We start from the raw sequence: 21,713 nt of genomic DNA, 5'->3' as shown, positions 1-21,713 counted from the left end.
GGCAGCCGGACCGGTTTAAGATGATCGATAAAAAAGAAGATGTATATCCCTCCCGGAGACTGCCTCATACGCTCCTGAAATTACCCTATCGCGGGTTTCCCCATTCGGATTTCAGGAGCGTATAGCAGCGGAAGGAGGTATATACACCCGCTTAACGAGAGAGCCGTCAGATCAGGGCGATCGCCAGCAGCGTAAACAACGACAACGTCAAAATGTCAGCCCCGTAGCCCGGACCGAATCCGGGACCGAACCAGCCCGAGATTTGCGCTTTTCCCGAGATTCGCATGCCGTCGCCCCCGGAAGTTCTTAAATAAACGTTCTCACTATCCACGTTCACAATCACGCCTTCATAACACCCGCAGCGCGTGTGCACCCTAACTCTGCAGTTGATATGACGTCGGCATAAGTGATACATTTCCTCCATCCTTCGCAGCCTCCTAGTTAAATGTTCTGACTCCCCTACAGCGTATGAGAGACATTCAACAGAAGATTGGACAGTTGGAGGAAGGTGCGCATGCCCAGGGCGGCGGATGTTGGTGCAATAAAACACGTAGAGACGGACGGTTCGCGCAATCTCATGTAGAGACTCCGCGAACCGTCCGCCTGCTTCTGCTTAACGGGTCAATATTCGAAATGCGTGCGCGATCGGCGCTTCGCCAATCGCCCAGCCGTCAGCCTCGGACAAATGAACCTTGATTCCTTCGCCGCAACGTTCGAACTCCAGCCGCCGCTTCGAGCCCAACTCCTCTACGGCAACGACCTCCCGCGCATACGGGATGACCAGCTCCGCCGTTACCGGCGCTTGCTCATCCGGGTACAGCCTGAAGGCATAGACATTGTCCGCCTTGCTCGTAAACGCCCACTCGCCCGTGAAGTACGGATCGCAAATTCGCGTTCCGTAAATGCCTTCGCCGTACTGCTCCAGCCATGCGCCAAGCTCCTTGATCCGTTTGACCGCGCCTTCCGGCAGGCGGCCGTCAGGCTGAGGGCCGACGTTCAGAGCCAGATTGCCGCCCTTGGAGACGATCTCCAGCAGCATATGAACGAGACGGCGAGTCGACTTGTATTCGTCCTCGTAACGGAAGGAGAAAGACGTTCCGAGCGTAATGCAGCTCTCCCAAGGAATGTTCATCGGACGATCCGGAATCGCTTGCTCCGGCGTGACGATGTTCTCGTACGGACCGCCTACGGTGCGATCGGCAGCCAGCAGCCACGGCTGCGTCTGCCGGGCGCGCTCCACGAATTCGCCCAGCCGTATATCCTGACTCACCCGGCCGCCGGAGCGTACCCAGCCGGCGTCCAACCACAGCACGTCGATCCGGCCGTAACGCGTCAGCAGCTCGTTCATCTGCTCGTGGGTGAACTGTACGAACTGCTCCCACAGCCAAGGATATTCGGCCGGGTCGTAGGACGGACCGCGCCACGTCGTCTGCCCTCGGGCCATGCCCGGAGCCCAGTAGTAAGGCGTGTGCCAGTCGGCCTTCGAGAAGTAGGCGGCAACCGCCAAGCCTTCGCTGCGGAAAGCGTCGAACAGCTCGCGGCAAATATCCGCATGCTTGTGTGCGTGGAAAGGACAGTCCGGCCCTGTGACGCGGTAATCCGTCGTATGCGTATCCCACATGCAGAAGCCGTCGTGATGCTTCGTCGTGAATAGCAGGTACTTAAAGCCCGAATCCGCCGCCAGCTTCGCCCAAGCTTCGGGCTGAAGCCGAATCGGATTAAACGTCCGATTAAGTCCGAAATATTCGCGCTTGAGGTTCTCGCCGTCCGTCTCCCAGTCGATGCCTTCGCGCGACCAATCCGCGTCCTCGTCGCTCAGCGCCCACGATTCGACCACGCCAAGCTGCGAATACGGTCCCCAATGCATCATCAAGCCGAGCTTCTGATCCTTGAACCATTCCAGCCGTTCGAGCAGCAGCGGGTCCTCCGGTTTCACCCACTCCTCTTCCTTGCTGAAATGATGCACCCCGGCCTCTACAATCTGCTCTTCTTGCGCCATCTTTAGCTCCTAGCGAACGGCAATCGCGTTCTGATGAATTTGAATATATTTGTCGGTCTGCAAGCCGTCAAAGCCTTTGACGTAGCTGTCCCAATCTTTGTCGATGTCCTTGTTGCCCGTAATGAACTGCGCCATGTTGCTCTTGATGTAATCGCGAATCGTCGTTCTGAGCTGCGCCGCGATCTCCGTATCCTCAAGCGCGATGAACACGCTGCCCGGATACAGCTCGTCGGAGGCGTACGGCTCGTAATTTTGCGATTCCCGCTTCAGCCGAACCTCGTACGAGCCTTCTGCCAACGGATCTTGAGGCGCCATCCACGAATCGCGGTATTGATACGTACGCAGGGAAGGGCCGATCTGCTCCCAGCCGTCGTTGTGCGTCGTCTTCTCCGCCGCCTTCGGAATCGTCGCATACTTCGCTTGTTTGCCGTCCATGCCAAGCTCGCCCGGCTCCGCCTTGCGCCAGTCTTTACCCTCCGGTCCGCGCTCTTGAAGCACGATGGACTCTTCCGTGAACAGGAAGTCGACCAGTCGGATCGCGGCGATCTGCTGCTCCTTCGTCGCCTTGTTCGTCAGCGCGAATTGCGAGCGGCTGATCCCGGCAAAATTCAACGTTTGCTGCACGCCGTTCGGTCCTTTCAGCGGAGGCAGCGTCACGTAGTCTTTATGACGCGGGTGCTTGTCGTCCGGCGATACGGCGTAGCTGATCAGCGCGGTCGTAATCGCGCCCATAATATTGTCCGGCTCGCGGTTGCCGATCTGCTGGATGGCGTCGGCGTTCTGGGTAAAGGCCGCGGAGTCGATCAGTCCTTCCGAATACAGCTTGTTCAGATATTGCAGCCCTTGCTTCCATTCCTCTTTGTTGGCGGCCAGATCCACCTTGCCGTCTCTGACGAAGAGGAAGCTGCCGTTGTCCTTATCCACGTAATCGTCGGTAATAAACGAGTTCATCAGGAACGCGGCGATGTTGCCCGCCCACATCTCGTCGGAGCCGGTCAGCGGAATTTCGTCCTGCTTGCCGTTTTTGTTCGGATCGCGCTCCTTAAACGCCTTCAGCACCTCGTAGAACTCGTCCGTAGTTGTCGGCATCTGCAGGCCCAGCTCATCCAGCCACGCCTTGTTGATCCACAGCTTCATCGCATAGTTGCAGTGATAACATTCGTTGATCTGCGGAATCGCGTAGATGTTGCCGTCCGGCGCGGTAATCGATCCCTTCAAATAAGGAAGATCCTCGATCGCCTTCTTGATGTTCGGCGCGTACTGCTCGATCAGATCGTTCAGCGGCAGGAACACGCCCTGCTTGCCGTATTTCATCTGCTCGTCTTTCGTCAGGTTGCCGTGCAAAATCACTTCCGGATAGTCTCCGCTTGCCAGCATCAGCTGCTTCCGGTCGTTGAGCGCATTGTCCGGCACCAAATCCCATTCGATCTTGATGTTCGTTTTGTCCTCGACGTATTTCGTATACGTATTCGTCTCCATATTTTCGATGCTGGGGTATTGCGGGGCGAACATCTTTAGCTTCATCTGCTGCGTCACGATCGGATAGGTGCCTACCGGCGTGAACAGCTCCCCTTGCGTCTCGGGCTGAGAAGATGAAGAAGCAGGCGCGCTTGCGCTGCCGGAAGGCGAGGCGGAATTGCCGGATTTACTGCTGCATGCGCTCAGGATAAGCGTACAGATCAATACGAATGTCATTGCATAAGCCGTGCGGCGATTACGTCCGTTCATAGAAATGACTCCTCCTTATAATCTGTTTATTATTGAATTACTCCTTACGAGACATACGGTATAACCGCGAGTCCGCTTGCGCTCGCAACCTTCCTATCCGGCCTCACCTCCTTTAAATGGCGCCGACTCGTTACCCCTTCAAGGAACCGATCATGACGCCTTTCACGAAGTATTTTTGCACGAACGGATAGATGATCAGCACCGGCAGACTGGCGACGACGATAAGCGAATATTTCAGCAAATCCTTCAAGCCCTGCTGCGCCAACAAAACATCGACGTTCGATACCATCGAAGGATCGATCGTATTTAGAATGAGAATGTTGCGCAGCACGATCTGCAGCGGGAACAAGTCGGCCGATCTTAGGAAAATGAGCGCATCGAAGTAGGCATTCCAATGACCGACGGCGTACATGAGCGACATAACGGCGATAATCGGCTTGGACAGCGGCAGCACGATCCGGAGGATAAACCGAATATCGTTGCACCCGTCCAGCTCCGCCGCTTCGGCCAGCTCATCCGGAATCGTCGTCTGGAAGAATGTGCGGGCAACGATGACTTGGAATACCGCCAGCGCTCCAGGCAAAATCATCGCCCAGCGCGTATCGAGCAAATGCAGGTTTTTGACGAGCAAATAATAAGGAATCAGTCCGCCTTCAAAAATCATCGTCACGATCAACAGCACCATGATGACGTTGCGCCCGTAGAACGTTTTTCTGGCCAGCGGGTACGCGAGCATCACCGTCATGACGACGTTGACCGTCGTTCCGGCAACCGCGTAGATGACGGAATTCAAATATCCGGTGCCGATCTGCGGATTGCGGAACACGGCCGTATAGCCGTCCAGCGTAAAGTCGACCGGAAACAGCCATACCCGTCCGGATACGACAGCCTGCGGCGAGCTGAAGGAGGAGCTGACAATGTACATCAGCGGAAGCAAAATAATAATCAGTACGACCGTCAACAGCGTATAAATCCCTGCAATGAACAGTCGGTCTCCGTGAGATTCGCGAATTGCCGATGCTTTAGCCATGTGCCACCCTCCCCGTTACCATAGACTGTTGCTCGACAGCTTTCTCGCCAAGAAGTTGACGGATACGAGCAAAATTAAATTTATGACTGAATTAAACAGGCCGATCGCCGTCGAGAAGCTGAAGCTGGAGCTGAGCAAACCCACCTTGTACACATAGGTCGAAATAATTTCGGAGGTTTGCAGATTCAGCGGATTTTGCATCAGATACACCTTCTCGAAGCCGAGCTTCATGACGTTGCCGAGATTCAGAATGAGCAGGATCGTCGATACGGGAATCAGGCTGGGAATGTCGATATTGATCATCTTCTGAATTCGCGATGCCCCATCCACCTTGGCCGATTCATAAAGCTCAGGATTGACCCCGGCCAATGCCGCGATGTAGATGATCGCCCCGTAGCCGGTGTACTGCCATACATCGGACCAGACGTAGATCGATTTGAACAATCCCGGCATACCCATGAAGTTCGTGTTTTCAACGCCCAATGACTGAAAAAGCTTACTGATGATCCCTACGTTCGGAGACAGCGTCAAAATGAGAATCGAGACCATAATGACGGTCGAGATGAAGTAAGGGGCATAGGTGATGAGCTGAACGCTTTTCTTGAAGAAGCCGTTGCGAACTTCATTCAGCGCCAAGGCGAGCAGGATCGGCGCAGGGAAGCCGACGACCAAGCCGTACAGGCTGATGCCGAGCGTATTCTTCATGTATTGCCAGAAATTCGGCGAGTCCAAAAATTGGTCGAAATACTTGAAGCCCGCCCATGGGCTGCCCCAGATGCCCTGAACGACGTTGTAGTCCTTAAACGCGATCAATACGCCGGCCATCGGAATGTACTTAAAAATGATCAAATAAAGAATCGGCAAAACAATAACGGCGTACAGCTGCCAGTGGCGTTTGATTCTTTTGTACGCATGGCGCGTTGGCTTGCTCCCTCTTGCCGAAAGCTTGGAGGCTGCGAGCGGCTGCTCTGTCAGACTTGTCATAGACCGGTGCTCCTTTCCAGTTGAATCTGCGGCTGCTTAGTGCCATTCTAGGGGGACGACGACGCAAGCGGCAAGATACATTAATCGAAGGCCGAACGATTTTCGTCGCACCGAATAAACAAGGCAGCCCGGGCCGTCGCCCGGGCTGCCTTGCTGGAGTCTTGTCGGCGTTTTGTCCGCCAAACCGTTTTCTACCGCCATACGATTTTCGATTTTTACTCGGCCTTCCGTCTGCTAAGCTCTTCGCGGTATTCGCTCGGCGAGCAGCCCGCGACCCGGCGAAAAACGCGGCTGAACGAGATCGCGTTCAGATAGCCGACACGGTCGGCAATCTCCTGCACCGAGCAGGACGTCTCCTCGAGCAATCGGCGGGCGTTCTGCATCCGGATGTCGATCAGAAAATCGACGAACTTGTCGCCGGTCTGCTCCTTAAACAGCTTGCTGATATATTTGGGACTGATGCTGAACTTGTCGCTCAAATATTCAAGCGACATATTCGGATCTTGATAATGCTGCTCGATATATTTCCGCATTTCCCGAATGATCGTGGCGTGCTGGCGCTTGTCCTGCTCCTCCTGCAGCTTGGCGGCCAGCTCGATCAGCAGTCGGCCGCCTTCCTCCTTCATCCGCTCCAGTGACTGGCAGTCGACGACGATCTCGTTAAGTCCGGGCAGGCCGTCCCGCTCCCAGATGTCCTGAAACTCCCGCGACGTCGTCGCCATCTCGCGTTTCATATAATAGAGGAAATAATTCATCAGATTGACGATCTCGTCCTTCGTCAGCATTCCCTGCTTCATCTCGTCGAACCAGTCGTCGAACCTTCCCTTCCAGTCGGCCTCCAGCAGCCGGTACGATTGCGCAATGGCGCGGATCGCATTCAGGTGGCCGAAGACTTCCGCCTGACCTTGGGTCGCCGTCTGTCCGTAATCGATCAGCCGGTTTTGGCCTAATGAAATTTTGTACTTCAGCGCTTCGGTCGCGTTCTTGAACGACTGCGGAATGTCGGAGAGCTGCTTGGCGCCCGTGCCGATGCCGATCGTCACCGTGAACTTGAGATACTGTTCCGTCCAGCTTCGTATATGCTCCAGGAAGTCGACCATGGCCTGCCGCCGCTCCTCGTCCTCCTCCTGCTTCAGAAACACCATCACGCTAAGCTGAAGCGCGGAGGTCCATTCCGTCCATAGCTCGCATTCGTGCTTGGTGGCCAGCTCCTGGATGACGCTGCGCAGGGAGAATTTCAACAGGTTCTGGTCGCGATGCGAATACTTGCGGCAGAATTCCGCATAATCGTCCATCTCCACCACGAACACAAGCTGCTCGCCGGAAGGAGCCGGAAGCTGAAGGCGGTCGGCCTCGTCCCTCCAGCCGTCCAGCGTAAGCTCGGAATTGCCTTCGATCAGCCGATGAAACAGATTGTTCGTATGCAGATGGCGATCTTCTTTGTGCTTCCGTTGATATCGGTTGGACTGTTCGATGATATTTTCCAGCGCCGTCTCGATAAATGTAAACTCGTCCCAGCCCCCTTCCCGCGACGCTCCGCTTGACACCGAAGCCGCATAGCCCCGTACGCGCGACGTTATCTGCTCCAGCGGCTTCGAATTGCGCCTCGTCACGTAGACAAGCCATATAAAGCTCACCGCGATCATCAGGAGACCGACGACAAACCAGACGTTGTACAACGACGAGACGAGCTGCACGAGTCTGCCGTTGATCAGGCCGCTCTCATACGACCAGTCCGTATAGCTCGATACGTGCTCGGCGAAAGCTTTGGCCGTCTTCGCGTCCGGCTCCCGGTCCGGGAACAGCAGGTTGCCCTCCGCGTCGCGAATGCGGATGAAGCTCGACTCCGGATCGTACAGACTGGCCACCATGCCGTACAGAGCCGAGGTCGACACGTTAACGACGATCATCCCTTTGTTGCTCGCGATAAACGGCACGCCCCGGACCAAGCTGACGACGGGTTTGCCCTCGAGCAGGGAAAACTCCTTGAACTCCCGCGGCCCCGTCCACTTTTTCGCCAAACTCCCTTTATGCTCTGTGATAAAAGACTGGTCCCGATAACTCTCCAGCTTGTCGCTGGTCGAAGTACTCAGCACGAATTCGTCCTCGAACCGGTACAAATAGATCGAATCGATGATCGGGTAGGACAGGATAATTCCTTTCATCTGATCGACGGCGCTAATGTTCAAGTACGCATTGCTTCCCGATCGCCCGTCGAAGAAATCCGTCAACTGCTTATTATAAATAATCTCCAGCATAATCGCGCTGTCGATCGCCTTCAGCGACGCATCGATCGATCGCATGGCCTGAATCGAGAGCTGGTTGTTCGCGTTGGCCGCCTGTTGGCGATTTTGCTCGCTGAGCAGCTGGAAAAACACGAAAAATAAGAAGGTCACTACGATTAAAAAAATCGGCATATAAGACAGCAGCAGCCGTATAAACCATGTTTTCCGCATAAAATCCCTCTCCCGCCTTGCTGTAAGCGCTCTATAGTACGATATCTCCATTAATTCGACGCTGGTCCCACTTTATCCTACAACCCCATATGTTACAATATCTGGACAAGAGATGCGCAGCAAGGAGGAACAGCCCGTGGAAAAAGAAAACGAACCTTACGACCCGGAGACGGAAGAGTGGGAATGGGAGGAGAGCGAGGAGGAAGCCGCGGAGGCGCAGCAGGCGGCGGCCGCAAGGCGCAGGAGGCTGAGAAACATCGTCGTCTCCCTGCTTACGCTCGCCCTGCTCGGCAACGTGCTGGCGTTCTGGCCGCAAATTTACAATAGTACAACGCTGCCATTTTTATTTAAATCGAAGGAATTGTCGACCCGCGAAAACATTCAGAGCTATAAAGAAGCGGTCGTGCTCGTCAGCACGGACAAGGGCAAAGGAACCGGTTTTCATGTGGAGGGCGGGTATATCGTCACCAACTATCATGTGATCGAAGGCGGCGCATATTCGGCGATTAAATTCCCGGGAAATGATCGGGCGTACAAAGGCACGCTGGCCGGCTCCGATCCCGATCTGGATATTGCGGTGTTGAAAATAGAAGAGAGCGATCGGTCTCTCCCCTCTATCTCCGTCGAGCGCGACTGGACGCCGGGAGAGCACGTCTACATTATCGGCAATCCGCTTTATTTCACACAAATCGTAAACGAAGGCAGCGTGCTCGAGCTGGTGCCGATCCGGGACCGGGAGAAGCCCGCTCTGGCAATCGATGCGCCGGTGTTCAAGGGCAACAGCGGAAGCCCGGTCATCAACGAAGAAGGCCGAGCGATCGCCGTCATTTATGCCACTGCGGAGATCGCTCGGGAAGAAGGCGCGGTTCAGGTCGGCCTGGCCGTACCGCTAGCCGATCTGGGCGAGCTGCTCGATAAGCTTTCTATTTCGCAATAAAAGATGATGAGTTGCTCAATTTCTGTAAAAATGCGTATTCCGGCCGCTGCATCAGCTCCGAGTTCTCTCGCCAGGCTGTTCAAAAATTGATCAGCTGGATGGCGTATGCTTAGAGTGATAAATTGCGCGAATCAGCGATTGCGATGAATTGCAGGAAAGCGAGGATCGACAATGGGAAGACCCCGGCGCTCGAATCCCCGGCTCTGCGAAATGCCGGGATGCACGGATAAACATTACGCGAAGGGACAGTGCAAGCTGCATTATTTTCGCTCTTGGCGCAGCAAGGAGCACAAGTCGAACGCCCGAGAAGAGGAGGAAGCCTCGAAAAAAAACGCTTTATCTTAGCCCCCTATCCCCCGACTAGAAAGGTCAGGGGATACCCGCTTTATTTCCGCCAAAAGGTTTTACAATCCGCTTTATCCCAAATGTTAAACTCGATCATTTTCTCAAGCAAAGAGAACTCAACAGGATCTTCCCACTTGATCCGCACCAATTCCTTGGTGTGGTCGTAGCCTGCTTGTGCGATGGCATCCGCAACGTGGTTCATCCCCGCCTTTTCGGGCGCTACGGCCAAGTGATGCTTGGACACGCTAAAACCGATAATATATGTGCCGTGATCGGTAAACATAGGCTGGTTCCAGGCAATTTTGGGCTCCAGGCTCGGATATTTCTCTGCAACCCATGTCAAAACCTCTTCCGTGCGCGCCCGATGATGCGGATTATGAATACCCTCCAAATATATTGCAAAAGCTTCCATAATAGCGCCCCCTCATATAAGATTACAATATTCCGTTAGAGAACAAGCTCATCTTCAAACTATATAATTTGCGTCCCGAGCAGGCAATACCCCGATCAATCTAAAGGAGTGAAGTCCATGCAGGAGCATTGGTGGAAAACGACAGTCGTTTATCAAGTGTACCCTCGCAGCTTTCAAGATACCGATGGTGATGGGATCGGCGATCTTCGGGGAATCGTCAAACGTCTTGATTATTTGCAGGAATTGGGCATCGGAGCGATCTGGCTGAGTCCGGTTTACAAATCTCCCAACGACGACAACGGCTACGACATCAGCGACTATCGGGATATTATGGACGAGTTCGGCACGATGGCCGATATGGACGAGTTGATTCGCGAGGCCAACGCCCGGAACATCAAAATTGTGATGGATCTGGTCGTGAACCATACGTCCGACGAGCATCCTTGGTTTATCGAGTCTCGCCGGAGCCGGGACAACGAGTACCGCGACTACTATATTTGGCGCGATCCCGCGCCGGGCGGCGGAGAACCGAACGGACTGCGTTCGATATTCAGCGGTTCCGCCTGGCAGTATGACGAGCAGACCGGCCAGTATTACCTGCACCTGTTCAGCAAGCGTCAGCCCGATCTGAATTGGGAAAATGCCAAGGTACGTCAGGAAGTGTGGGACTTGATGAATTTCTGGCTGGAAAAGGGGATCGGCGGCTTTCGAATGGACGTCATCGATCTGGTCGGCAAGCTCCCGGATCAGGAGATTACCGGCAACGGTCCGAAGCTTCACGAGTACTTGCAGGATATGCATCGCGAGACCTTCGGCCGCTACGACGTGATGACGGTCGGGGAGACGTGGGGCGCGACGCCCGAGATCGCGAAGCTCTACTCCGATCCCGCTCGCAAGGAGCTGTCGATGGTGTTCCAATTCGAGCACATTATGCTCGACCAGCAGGAAGGCAAGGACAAGTGGGATCTGAAGCCGCTGCCGGTGGGAGAACTGAAGCGCGTGCTGAGCAAGTGGCAGACCGAGCTGGGAGACCAAGGCTGGAACAGTCTGTTCTGGAACAACCACGACCTGCCGCGCATCGTATCCCGCTGGGGAGACGACGGCGAATTGCGCATTCCGAGCGCCAAAATGTTCGCGATCGTGCTGCATCTCATGAAGGGAACTCCGTATATTTATCAGGGCGAGGAGATCGGCATGACCAACTGTCCGATCGCCGACATTTCCGAGGCGCAGGACATCGAGACGATCAATATGTACCATGAACGGCTCGACTGGGGCTATTCGCGGGAAGACATCATCGCCTCTATTAACGCCAAGGGCCGCGATAATGCGCGAACGCCCATGCAGTGGGACGATACGGCTAACGCCGGTTTTACAACGGGAACGCCTTGGCTGCGCGTCAACCCAAACTACAAATCGATCAGTGCCGCGTCGGAGCTTGCCGACACAGACTCTATTTTCCACACCTACAAGCGGCTGATCGCGCTCCGCAAGGAGCATCCGATCGTCGCTTGGGGCAGCTACGAGCTGATCGAGGACGTGCCGGAGCAGCTGTTCCTGTATTTGCGCCACCACGAAGGGCGTACTTGGGCGGTAGCCGCCAACTTCGGCGGAACGGCGCTCTCGTCCAGCGTCTCGCGTCTTGGCCGCAGCGAATCCGTCATCATCTCGAACTACGATCGTAGCGAGGCGGATTTTGCGCAGCTGGAATTGCGTCCGTACGAGGCATTCGCGGTTGAACTGACTTGAGGAGTTAACAAAAGCGAAATAGACCGTTCCTCTTCTCCAAAGGATACGGTCTATTTCCAATAGCTTATTTATAAATCATCCAAATCTATTTCTTCTGACGCTTGTTCTTTTTCGGGGCTTGAATAGTTGATCCCCAGCATGACCTCGAAATCGCTCCCCGTAAGCGTCAAAGAGATCTTTGTCCCGTCAACATCCCAGACTGTCATTAAAGATAACTGTTCTGCCGCTATTGCAGTGCCCCAATTGCTCCTCGGTTCATCTTGAAAAAGATCGTCATACCATATCTCATCATTTTCATGAATAGGATTGCCGTATTTGGCGATCAAGCCCTTCTTTAATTTATCATAATCACGTATATACAAGTTATTATTCACATAATCACTATCGATAATATACATTCCCGACCATAACTTATTACCGTCAAAATCGTAGTAAATTACCGCAGGCAAATCGCTTACCGTACCTTCATACACCATTATATTTTCAATTTTCCCAATGTACTCCGCGCTTTCTGACTTTTTCACTTGTTCTACGGTCATTCCCCATGTTGTATTCCTAAAAATAAATTTAAGAGGTTTTCCAATTTGTACAATCTAGTCCTTGAAAATATTCACTGCAAATTGTTTAAGTTGGCGTTATGTAGATTATTTTCGGCATTAAGTTCCGATAAATAATCATTATAAGCCGTTGTTTTCATGTCTTCTAGATTTTTTATCCGTAACTGCGCGGTTCTTTTTTTCTGTAATTCTTCAAGTTCTTTATTTTTCTGATTCAGTTGATCCTGTAAAGAGTTTCTTCTTGAATTGGCTTCAAAACTGGTATCTAGCATTAGTGTATTTATTTGATTTTGAAGATTAAGAATTTCTGTTTGCAATTGCGAACGCTGACTTTCAAACTCTGAGTCCGAGAAATACCCTACTGGGCTTTCACTTTTAATTGCAGCAATCTTTTCATCTATATAATTTTTGGTATTATTATATTTCGTCTCGATTTTTGAAACTTCCTGGTTATGCCTTTCCGTTTCGGCTATTCTAGCATTCAAGTTATTCGAGGGATTAGGAAGACTTGGATTTGTTGGCGTAGGTGCAGACGTAGGTGAAGGTGACGGCGTAGGTGTTGTCATTTGCGTTGATGTCGGGTTATTTTCCTGCTCTTTCGGTTGAACCTGATAAGATTTATCCGTTGTACTCAAATAGATTTCTTTGGTATCGTTTTTCCAAGCCACATCAACGTCAAGAACTTCAGCAAGTTCTCGAAGGGGAAGATACGTGCTGCCATTAATTACTACAGGTTTATTGTCTAGACTTGCCTTTTTTCCATCCTTAAAAATAGGAAACGACACTTGAGTTGCTTTTAATATTGTTTCAGCAGCAAAAACTGAAGTCGCGGAGAAAATAACCGCACCGCATAGGAATCCAATGATGTAACCTTTAAATTTCTTCAATTTTATATCCTCCCCTTTTTCACCATCGAGTGTAACACGGTATGCTCGCCCTTACTCCCATCTGGAGGCATTCTTACCTCTGCGCCCCCTATTCTGTCGTATGTCTCTGTCGAATCATGTATATTTATAGCAATAATACAAACTACCTCCCAAATGTATCACACCCCCTAAATACTGGCAATATCTGCAGATCTGCCTCTACAAAGAAAAAATCCCTTACACAACAAGGGATTTCCGCTTCATTGTTATGGTGCGCTTCTTTCTACGCGATCACTTCATACGAAAATCGAGATGCGCAGGCGGAGGGCATTCGACGCTGACTCTATCGAGGAGCTCTTCGCCCTAACAGAGAACGTTTGTTCGAAAAACCGTACAAAGCAACTCGAATCAGGCTCAAACGGTGGAAATTTGTTCGAATAATCGTACAAAGCAATTCGAATCTGACTCATACGACGGATGTTTGTTCGAATAACCATACAAAACGACCGAAATCAAGGGGGGGGGTATGTCTATCGATCCTCTTAAGCAACTTCGTTTATGGAACAATCACCCCCCGACTCGTTCCAACTTGCGCTACTCTACTCTTTCAAGAGCCATAAGCTCCCCTTGACCGGGAGCCAACCACAGCAGAGACGAGAATTCATCCACAAATTTGACCTGATTGTTCACCACATAGGCTTCCCCGTACGCATTGAACCGCTGTAATTGCCGCACATCTTGCATATAGACTTGCACATTTACGGAATCTCGCGGATTGGCGTTCACGATAAACGCATAGGGCTGTCCGGAGATCCGATGGCGGAACTCCGATACGATCAAGTGCGGGTCGTGACCGGCTTCGACGGCGATCTCCTTAATCGCGCCGCCGAAGTCGAGCAGTTGTCCCCCATCCGCAGGCGCTTCCGGATAATGGCCGACCCGCAGCAGCTGCAAATCCATAAACAAATTGCCCCATCTCTGATGCAGCTCTCTATTCACATCTCGCATATGGAAGAACGTATCCGTACGCTCTCCCCACCAATCGATCGGTCCCTGTCGGTAATTCGTTTCACTGTTAAACGTGTTATCGGGCGTGTAGAACGTGAAATAAAAGATTCCCTTGGCGCCATAAGCCAGAGACGTATTCACCTGCCAGCGTACGTCGTCGTAAGACGGTTTGCGATAACGGAAATGCGGCGTAGACAAGATCGTATTCCAGAAATCGATGCCTCTAAGCGCTAAGTTCCTATAATGGCTCAGATTCGTGTAGTAGAGCGGATTCTCGTACTCTCGTTCCGTCATCTGGCCATAGTAGTCGTAGCTGACGAGCTTCGCCCCCGTTCGCTGCACATAATCCTCCAGATAACGGCCATAGTCTCGGTATCCCAATAGCGCCTCTGTCTGCGGAATGGCCGGAAAAAAGTTAACAAAGGGCAGCAGATGAGCGGCATGCGTCTTAACGATGCCCACCGCTTGAACTACGGCTTCATGGAGATCGCGCTCGGGTTCGTCGATGATAAAGAATCCGGCAACCTGCGGATGATGGGCGAATTCCGCAACCGCTTCGGCGACTCCGCGCTCATAATCGTGCGGAAGCGATCGGTCTCCTTTCTCATCGCGAGGCAGATCCCTTATCCTATAAATACTTACGCGCGGATCCCGTAAAATCACTTTCACGTTCTGTTTCTCGCACCAAGCGAGGAGTACCGCTAGCTTATTCCGGTCCTCCTCATCCAGCGAATACGCCGGGGATTGAATCGTCGAGAAGGCACACGCCTCCCAATCCGCAAGCGCCCGTTCGTCCCACTCTTTCATCGTCATATAATTCCAAAACCCGATAGGGAATCGGCTGACGCCGGAAAACCGTCTCATTCCTTACAACTCCTAAGTTAGAGGTTTGAACTAGTTCGAAGCATAGAACGCATAGGTGCCGCCGTTACTCGTTAGTCCGGTTGGGGCTGCGGCAGGCAGCGACGTCGGATACGTGTAGCTCGTGTATTGAACAGGCGGATTATACGTCAGCACGTTTCCCGTTTGACTTAGAACGAATACCAGCCAATACGGCGTATCCTCCGTTAACGCCGTAGAAGGAATCGTTCCTTGGTTCCATCCGTTATAAAGCGTGATTTCCGGCGTTTCCGCGAGCAATGCCCCCGGATTGCCGCTATTGTCGCTGTATAGCGCCATTCTGACTTTGCCTGCCGCGCCGGAAGCCACGTATAAGTTCAGGTTGGTCGCGGTTAAATCTTGCCCGGCAATCGCCTTCGTCGCTACAAAATTGTTGTCTGCCGTCGTTTCCGTCTTGCTGCCGGGTGTCACTAGACCTACATATTCAGAAGGTGCAGAAACCGAATTGGCATAAAACTGCACATCGTCGACCATGTACCAAGTGGTCGCTGGAGAATTGGAGTAGAATCCGATCGTTGCTTGCCCATTGGTGACATTGACATTCTCAATGACGAGCTGCGTCCAAACCGAAGTTTTCGGAATGTTCGACTTCAGGCTTGCGCCGCCGTAATCTTTGGCCTCCATGTAAGCCGTCCCTAAATTTCCAAGATTGTTTTTTACCCACGCCTTTAAGGTATACAAGCCATTGGGAATGCCGGTGAACGTTTGATACGTATAGACGTTGTAATTCGTTCCCTTCCAATGGCCTAATTTATAGAGACCGGAATGCGGGGCGCCGGAGCCTGACGTACCTTCCGTATAGTCTGCATCCAGATCCGGCCCCGAAGTGCTCCAACCGATCGGCGAGGATACCGCCGCTCCGTCCTCTTCGAATCCGGGGTTGACCACTAAGTTCGGTCCGGTAGATCTCTTGGCATTGGTAATTTCGTAGAACACGACGCCATGATGCGCCATTTCCGGGTTAAGCGTTAACGTATTCCCGGTTACCGGAACCGTGGAAGTCGTAGGGGACAACGCGGCTAACGCTTTGTACGCATCCTCCCGCGAATACCAGTAATTCACGTCGGCTGCATTTGTTAGTGCTTTGGGCACTTCCACCGAATATTTGGACCAACCCGCCGAATAGGAACTATCCGTCAGTCCCCTGCTGGTCTGATCCGCCCACCACTGCGGCCAGAAATTGCCGTGCGTATCGTCCACTACCCACTGCTTCACCGTAACGGTGCTGCCGCTGGCCGGGATGATATTCGCAAGGTTGATTGCAGGAGTTTCGGATGTCGTGGCGTTAAAATTGTTGTTGTAATTGTATACCATCAGATGGATCGTATCGGTTGTGCTATTATACCCGGCTATGCCGTTAATTTCGTTTCCGGCCCCCCCGGGCGATCCGGTTACGGATCCCTCTACGCGCTTATCCCCAACCATTTTGTACGCCAGATTGGCAACATGGGTGCCTACGGACGGTACGCCTCCCCAGAAGGTTTCCGTACTTAATCCCCAGGCGGAGAACCAATCAATATTGGCATCATGCATCGTTTTGAACAATCTGGCATCCGCGGAGGCTTGGAAGGTATGGGCGACAACGCGGGAATACAGCGCTTTATTGTCGAAGCCGGAAAAGATGCGCCCCTCGTCAATCCCATACTTCAGATGGTTCAAACCATTCGTTTTGGCCCGATCTCTCAAAGAATTGATCGTATTTACCAACGTTTTTCCGCCACTATATACCATGCCGGGACGCGAATCATAGAAGGAGGCCGTCAGATAGTCGATTTGCGTGCCGTTTAATCCCGTTTTGTAGTTGACGCCGTTCACCCCGACGCCTGCGACATGATCGATAAATTCCTCTTCGTTCCAGTACCCCGCGGCAAACGCCAAGCTATGCGCGCCCACGATGACCTCGGATGCGGTCGCTCCCGCTTGAACGTAGGCCGCCTCCAACGCCGCAACCGTGTAGTCGTAGAGCTTAAAAAAACCGATTTTCGTCGTATTGGCACTGACCTTATCGTCGAACCAATCTTTGTTTTCAAACTCCGTTCCCACGCCCCACGACCACGACTTGACTTCATTTATCCCGAATTCCGCGATAAGTTCGTCCGCCAATGCTTTGATATAATTGTAATAAACGTCGTAATCGTCGGGGAATTTCGTATTGTTGGCCATTCCGCCAATTGCAGGACTCGTTGTATACTTCAAGGGCACGTTACCGGTTTTAATGAGCGGTTTTAACCCCTGATTCACGACGTTATGAAGCCCTGTGACCAGACTTGAAAAGTCATAGTCGGTTAAGTTGCCCGTATCGCTGGGATCTACGAACAGATCCCTCGGATAGTAGATGCTGCATCCCGAATAGCCGACATAGCAGCCCCCGGTAGCCGTCATAAACTGAACATTCTTGACGAAGGGGTAGTTCGTGGAAAAATAGTTGGACGGTTGACCTGTAGCGTTAGCCAGCCAATTATCTCCATAGCCCCATACGTTTACGTCGGTAAATTTGTTCGAGAGCGTCTGCCCTTCTGCCGCAAGATCGAATGTGACTGCCACATTGCCTGCTGCAAAAGCTTTATTCGAAGTTTCAGATGCGACAACAATACCAACCATCACCATTACGGAACATAACAGCAAGTTTAATATTTTTTTCATCCTACTTCCTCCTCGTAAAATATCGATAGGGCATTGCGACATCCGGTTCGCGTACAGTCGGCATAGCTCCTCCTTATTTCAGCAAATCGTAGATCGGCGCCATTTGGACGGAAGATTCTTCGGCTTTAGCTTTCCAGTATGCGAAAATCTCGTCCATTTTGAATTGATCCAATCCTTTAATAAACTCATCCTTAAGCTTGTTAAATTCATCGTCGTCCTTCGCGGAAATGAGCTTAAATTCATTCTTGTAAATATAGGCTTGCAGATTGGTATCGTAAGTCTTCAAATCATCCGGTAGTTCTCCTAGGTTGAACAGCGAGTTGGCCTTATACGCTTTCACGTTGGAGGTATACAGATCGCGTAAAGTTTCTTTTCCATAATGCGCTAGCATGTCTTTATGAACAGGCTTAATCTTTTTCTCGATTGCTTTATCGGACCACTCATACAGGTTGACCGGCGTATTGGTAGTAGGGTCGATCGTCGCGCTGGCAAAGCCAACAAAATGATGGAACACGCCCGCTCCGGTTTCCTTTTTGAATTCGTCCTCGCCGCCCCGCGCAAGAAACTCGTCCGTTGGGGTCGGTTTGCCGTTTTCCATGGTCCAATTGACGCCTTCCGGTCCATTCCACACGATTCTTGAACCCTCGTAAGAGGCAAGGAAATCTAGCAGCTCCATAGCTCGTTCCGGGTATTTGCAGTTTGCGGAGATCGCATACTTTGCCTCGCCGGCTGGCAGCATATTCATCAATGTATACGTGTCCGAATTCAGTGCCGGGAGCGCAACCATGCCCTTATCCGGCATCCCCGCCTCCTCGAACCCTCTATTCACCAGGTCGACGTCCCACCCAATCCCCGTATAGAGATATCTTCCGGCTTTTAACTTATCTTCATAGATGTCGGCTTTCTGCGAGAAAGAATCCGGATCCAGAATCCCCATCCGATTGGCCTGGTTATAAAATTTCAACCCTCGCCAGAACAAACCGTTCTCGTCGGTAAGCATATTATTGGGAGATATCGTATTGTTTAGAATATCCGCTACCGCAAGCTTATCCCCGCCTGAAATCCCTACGATTCCTTCCGCGAATGCAAGCGGAGAAACCAGCGTCCAATCCCCCCAGCCTTGCCCGTCCGCAAACCATCCGCCCAGGGCATACACCTTCTTGCCGTCCTTTGTCGTAGGCTCGGCATTTTGCATTTGCTGAAGTACGTTCAAGAGATCCGTGTCGAAGTTTTCCAGCTTCGGATAGCCCAGTTGTTTATAGAGATCCCAGCGGATAAAATGTCCCGCAAGCTGCTGCGTGCCGATATCGTAGGTTCCGCGATTCATGCCGATCGTATAAAGCTTGCCATCCGTACTGTATTGCTTGTTCAGTTCGACCATCGCTTTACCGGAGTTATCGGACACGATATTCTTTCCATGCTTCTCAAGCAAATCGTCGAGCTGCCGGATTTGGCCGGCTTTGATCATTTGCGGAATTTGCTTCACCGGATCCGTAACAAGGAAGATGTCCGGCAGATCGTTGCTGGCGATTAAAGCATTCAGCTTCTGAGGCCAGTCATCGCCTCCGCCTACCGAGGTGATATCCATCGTGATGCCAAACTTGTCTTCAATGTATTTGGAGACAGGATCCTGGGCAATTCCGTTGGGCACGCTGTTTAAGGTGAAGGCGGCAATTTTCAATTTGACGGGCGGCTTTTCCTCGACTTCTCCTTTCGTAGGCTCGCTAGTGCTAGATTCCGCGGACGACTTTACTTCTTCCGTCTTACCGCCCGAGCATCCGGCCAGTGCGACCGTCAACAGGATGGATAAGAGAATAAATCCGACTTTGTTCTTCAAGGCAAATCCCCCAATTCCTGATTTTTTTATAACAACGGGGCTGGTCTATAAGTCACTAAGCTGCTTTGAAAGATAATTGATGAAAAGGGGGCAGGTGTATGTATCTCCCTCCGATGCTATACGCTCCTGAAATCTGAATAGGTAAACCCGTGATAAGGTGATTTCAGGAGCGTATGAGGCAGTCTCCGGGAGATACATACACCTTCCTTACCTTTTGTTATCGGTCGTCTTAAGCAACTCCGCTTATGGGACAGCCCCATTCTTATCGAAATGGACTATCCCTTAACCGCACCCAGCATGATTCCTTTGACAAAATACTTCTGCATCAGCGGATATACGACCAGAATAGGCAACACCGTAATTACCGTCATGGCATGCTTGATCGAAGTAGCCGTCACCTGTACGGAACTGGACAAGGAGGCAGCGGCATTGGAGTTCGACGACGACTGCAGCACGCTCGCCATATTGGATTGAAGATTCCGATATAAGAGAAGCTGAAGCGTATCCAGGCGGCTGTCGCTAACCAAGTAAAGATTATCGGCCCAGGAGTTCCATTGGTTTACGGCCGTAAATACGGCAATGCACGCGACGATCGGCAGGGACAACGGAAAAATGATTTTGGCGAAAATCGTGAACGTATCGGCGCCGTCCACCTCTGCCGATTCCTCCAAGGAGGTTGGCAGCGATTCAATATAGGTTTTGATCAAGATGATAAAGAATGCGGAAATCATCGTTGGCAATACGTAAAGCAGAAAGTTATTTTTCAGATGGAGCTCTTTCATGACCATGTACCACGGAATCAATCCGGAATTGAAGAACATGGTGAAAATAATAAATCGATAGATCCATTTGCGACAGGGCATAAGCTTCTTCGTAACCAAATATCCGACAAAAGCACAGCTCAGCACCGTCAGGACGGTTCCAACAATCGTTCGCGCAACCGAAACGAACACGCTATGGTAGAGATTCGGAATGTGCGACAACTGTTGATAAGCCGCCCAAGTGATGTCCTTCGGAAAGAAGTACACCCCATTGGCGATCTCTACAGGATTGCTCATGGAATTGATAATGATATAGTAGAACGGATAGATACAGGACAGCGAGAAGAGAAGCAGCATTCCGGTATTCACGATTTGAAACAACGCGTTTTTGATTTTTTCCAATGTAGAAACACCTTTCTTTCAACTGCCCCTAATTAAATAATGCTCTCTTTCCTCACGACTCTGGATAAAAAGTTGGCAAACAACAGCAAGGCAATACTGATCACGGATTTGAAGATTCCCATTGCCGTTGAGAAGGAATATTCCGCATTGGCGATGCCCATCCGATAAATATAAGTATCAAACACCTCTAGCTTGCCGATATTCATCGGATTCTGAAACACATAGTACTGCTCGAAACCGTTGCTGAGGATGTTCGATATGGAAAGCAGCAGCAGGACAAAAAAAGTAGGTACGATTCCGGGAATCGTAATGTGCCATATTTTGCGGAACCTTCCTGCGCCGTCCACCTTGGCTGCGTTATACAGCTCCTGGTCGATGCCTACGATTGCCGCAATGTAAATAATCGCTCCCCAACCTGTGCCTTTCCATAACCCGATCAGCAATTGAATATACCAGGCGTAGGTATCGCTAATTAACGGTTCCAATGGCTTACGGATCAAATGCGTATCCAGCAGCACTTTGTTGATCAGTCCGTCCCCTGAAGAAAACAAAGCGAAAAACACCGCGTAGACCAAAATCCAGGAAATAAAGTTGGGGATGGAAGCGACCGTCTGAATAAACCGCGATAAAATTGGAATTCGAATTTCTGTAAGCGCTATCGCAAAAATCACCGGAATCGGCGCGACAGCCACGCCAAGAAAGCTTAACGCCAACGTATTGCGAATGACCTCAAAAAAATCATTGCCGCCGGAGAAAATGATCTCGAAATATTTCATTCCCACAAATTCCTGCTTAAGTAAAGGCACACCCGGGATATAATCGACAAACGCAAAGGACCATCCGAAAAGCGGCAGGTAATAAAACACAAAGGTAAGCATAAGGAACGGAGAAATCCAAAGGAACAGCTTGACTTTGGTTTTTGTTTTTCCCGTTAACCCCATTGTTCGGTACGGCTCGATCTTCTTCATGGATTCGTTTATCATTGTCGCTCAATACCTCCTGCTTCGTATTGTATAGTCGAATGTCTACATTCAACAATTACAATGATTTTCGCTTAATTACAAAAATTATGGATATGCCCGTTTTGCCTCGTAACTTG

The 21,713-nt window shown here is 51.4% G+C and carries 16 protein-coding genes; 2 read left to right on the top strand and 14 right to left on the bottom strand.

Features of this window, described 5'->3' with window-relative positions; translation table 11 throughout:
* Positions 1–166: 166 nt before the first annotated feature.
* The 6 genes from DFP98_RS08815 to DFP98_RS08790 all read right to left on the bottom strand — a co-directional run bounded on the left by DFP98_RS08815 (position 167) and on the right by DFP98_RS08790 (position 8,197).
* A complete protein-coding gene (locus tag DFP98_RS08815; RefSeq protein WP_116060197.1) occupies positions 167–424 on the bottom strand; it encodes a hypothetical protein in 258 nt (85 codons plus the stop codon).
* A gap of 189 nt (positions 425–613) precedes the next feature.
* The gene (locus DFP98_RS08810; RefSeq protein ID WP_116060196.1) at positions 614–1,999 is read right to left on the bottom strand and encodes an alpha-L-fucosidase; all 1,386 of its coding nucleotides are present in this window, start codon (positions 1,997–1,999) and stop codon (positions 614–616) included.
* A 9-nt stretch (positions 2,000–2,008) separates the two neighbouring features.
* Positions 2,009–3,727 carry an ABC transporter substrate-binding protein gene (locus DFP98_RS08805; protein WP_116060195.1) on the bottom strand — a complete coding sequence of 573 codons (1,719 nt, stop codon included), beginning with the start codon at positions 3,725–3,727 and terminating at the stop codon, positions 2,009–2,011.
* A 130-nt stretch (positions 3,728–3,857) separates the two neighbouring features.
* Positions 3,858–4,757, bottom strand: coding sequence for a carbohydrate ABC transporter permease (locus DFP98_RS08800; RefSeq protein WP_116060194.1), 900 nt, complete (start codon positions 4,755–4,757; stop codon positions 3,858–3,860).
* 15 nt (positions 4,758–4,772) lie between these two features.
* Complete coding sequence (locus tag DFP98_RS08795; protein WP_116060193.1) at positions 4,773–5,741, bottom strand: ABC transporter permease; 969 nt, start codon at positions 5,739–5,741, stop codon at positions 4,773–4,775.
* 215 nt (positions 5,742–5,956) lie between these two features.
* The gene (locus DFP98_RS08790) at positions 5,957–8,197 is read right to left on the bottom strand and encodes a helix-turn-helix domain-containing protein (RefSeq protein ID WP_246016466.1); all 2,241 of its coding nucleotides are present in this window, start codon (positions 8,195–8,197) and stop codon (positions 5,957–5,959) included.
* Positions 8,198–8,333: 136 nt separating this feature from the next.
* Between DFP98_RS08790 and DFP98_RS08785 the strand changes: the two genes are divergently transcribed.
* Positions 8,334–9,134, top strand: a complete 801-nt coding sequence (locus tag DFP98_RS08785) for a S1C family serine protease (protein ID WP_246016465.1) — start codon at positions 8,334–8,336, stop codon at positions 9,132–9,134.
* 385 nt (positions 9,135–9,519) lie between these two features.
* Here the strand turns inward: DFP98_RS08785 and DFP98_RS08780 are convergent, their stop codons facing one another.
* Complete coding sequence (locus DFP98_RS08780) at positions 9,520–9,891, bottom strand: iron chaperone (RefSeq protein ID WP_116060191.1); 372 nt, start codon at positions 9,889–9,891, stop codon at positions 9,520–9,522.
* 117 nt (positions 9,892–10,008) lie between these two features.
* Here DFP98_RS08780 and DFP98_RS08775 point away from each other — a divergent pair, with 117 nt between their 5' ends.
* Entirely contained in the window at positions 10,009–11,640 is a 1,632-nt protein-coding gene (locus DFP98_RS08775; protein WP_116060190.1) for an alpha-glucosidase, read from the top strand.
* A gap of 68 nt (positions 11,641–11,708) precedes the next feature.
* On the opposite strand, the gene DFP98_RS08770 is transcribed toward DFP98_RS08775, so the two are convergent.
* The 7 genes from DFP98_RS08770 to DFP98_RS08740 all read right to left on the bottom strand — a co-directional run bounded on the left by DFP98_RS08770 (position 11,709) and on the right by DFP98_RS08740 (position 21,597).
* Positions 11,709–12,179, bottom strand: a complete 471-nt coding sequence (locus DFP98_RS08770; RefSeq protein WP_116060189.1) for a hypothetical protein — start codon at positions 12,177–12,179, stop codon at positions 11,709–11,711.
* Positions 12,180–12,250: 71 nt separating this feature from the next.
* Positions 12,251–13,084: a stalk domain-containing protein gene (locus tag DFP98_RS08765; RefSeq protein WP_181917574.1), complete on the bottom strand. Its 834-nt coding sequence runs from the start codon at positions 13,082–13,084 to the stop codon at positions 12,251–12,253.
* A gap of 573 nt (positions 13,085–13,657) precedes the next feature.
* Entirely contained in the window at positions 13,658–14,935 is a 1,278-nt protein-coding gene (locus DFP98_RS08760; protein ID WP_116060187.1) for a hypothetical protein, read from the bottom strand.
* A 30-nt stretch (positions 14,936–14,965) separates the two neighbouring features.
* Positions 14,966–17,614 carry a GH39 family glycosyl hydrolase gene (locus tag DFP98_RS08755; protein ID WP_181917573.1) on the bottom strand — a complete coding sequence of 883 codons (2,649 nt, stop codon included), beginning with the start codon at positions 17,612–17,614 and terminating at the stop codon, positions 14,966–14,968.
* 73 nt (positions 17,615–17,687) lie between these two features.
* A complete protein-coding gene (locus tag DFP98_RS08750) occupies positions 17,688–19,451 on the bottom strand; it encodes an extracellular solute-binding protein (protein WP_116060185.1) in 1,764 nt (587 codons plus the stop codon).
* A gap of 275 nt (positions 19,452–19,726) precedes the next feature.
* A complete protein-coding gene (locus tag DFP98_RS08745) occupies positions 19,727–20,614 on the bottom strand; it encodes a carbohydrate ABC transporter permease (RefSeq protein ID WP_246016464.1) in 888 nt (295 codons plus the stop codon).
* Positions 20,615–20,646: 32 nt separating this feature from the next.
* Positions 20,647–21,597 carry an ABC transporter permease subunit gene (locus DFP98_RS08740; RefSeq protein ID WP_246016463.1) on the bottom strand — a complete coding sequence of 317 codons (951 nt, stop codon included), beginning with the start codon at positions 21,595–21,597 and terminating at the stop codon, positions 20,647–20,649.
* Positions 21,598–21,713: the final 116 nt, after the last annotated feature.

The organism is Cohnella phaseoli, from assembly GCF_003386235.1.
In the GTDB taxonomy this organism is placed as follows: domain Bacteria; phylum Bacillota; class Bacilli; order Paenibacillales; family Paenibacillaceae; genus Cohnella; species Cohnella phaseoli.
Note: the sequence above shows the minus strand (reverse complement) of the source record. Positions and strands in the feature narration are given on the sequence as shown.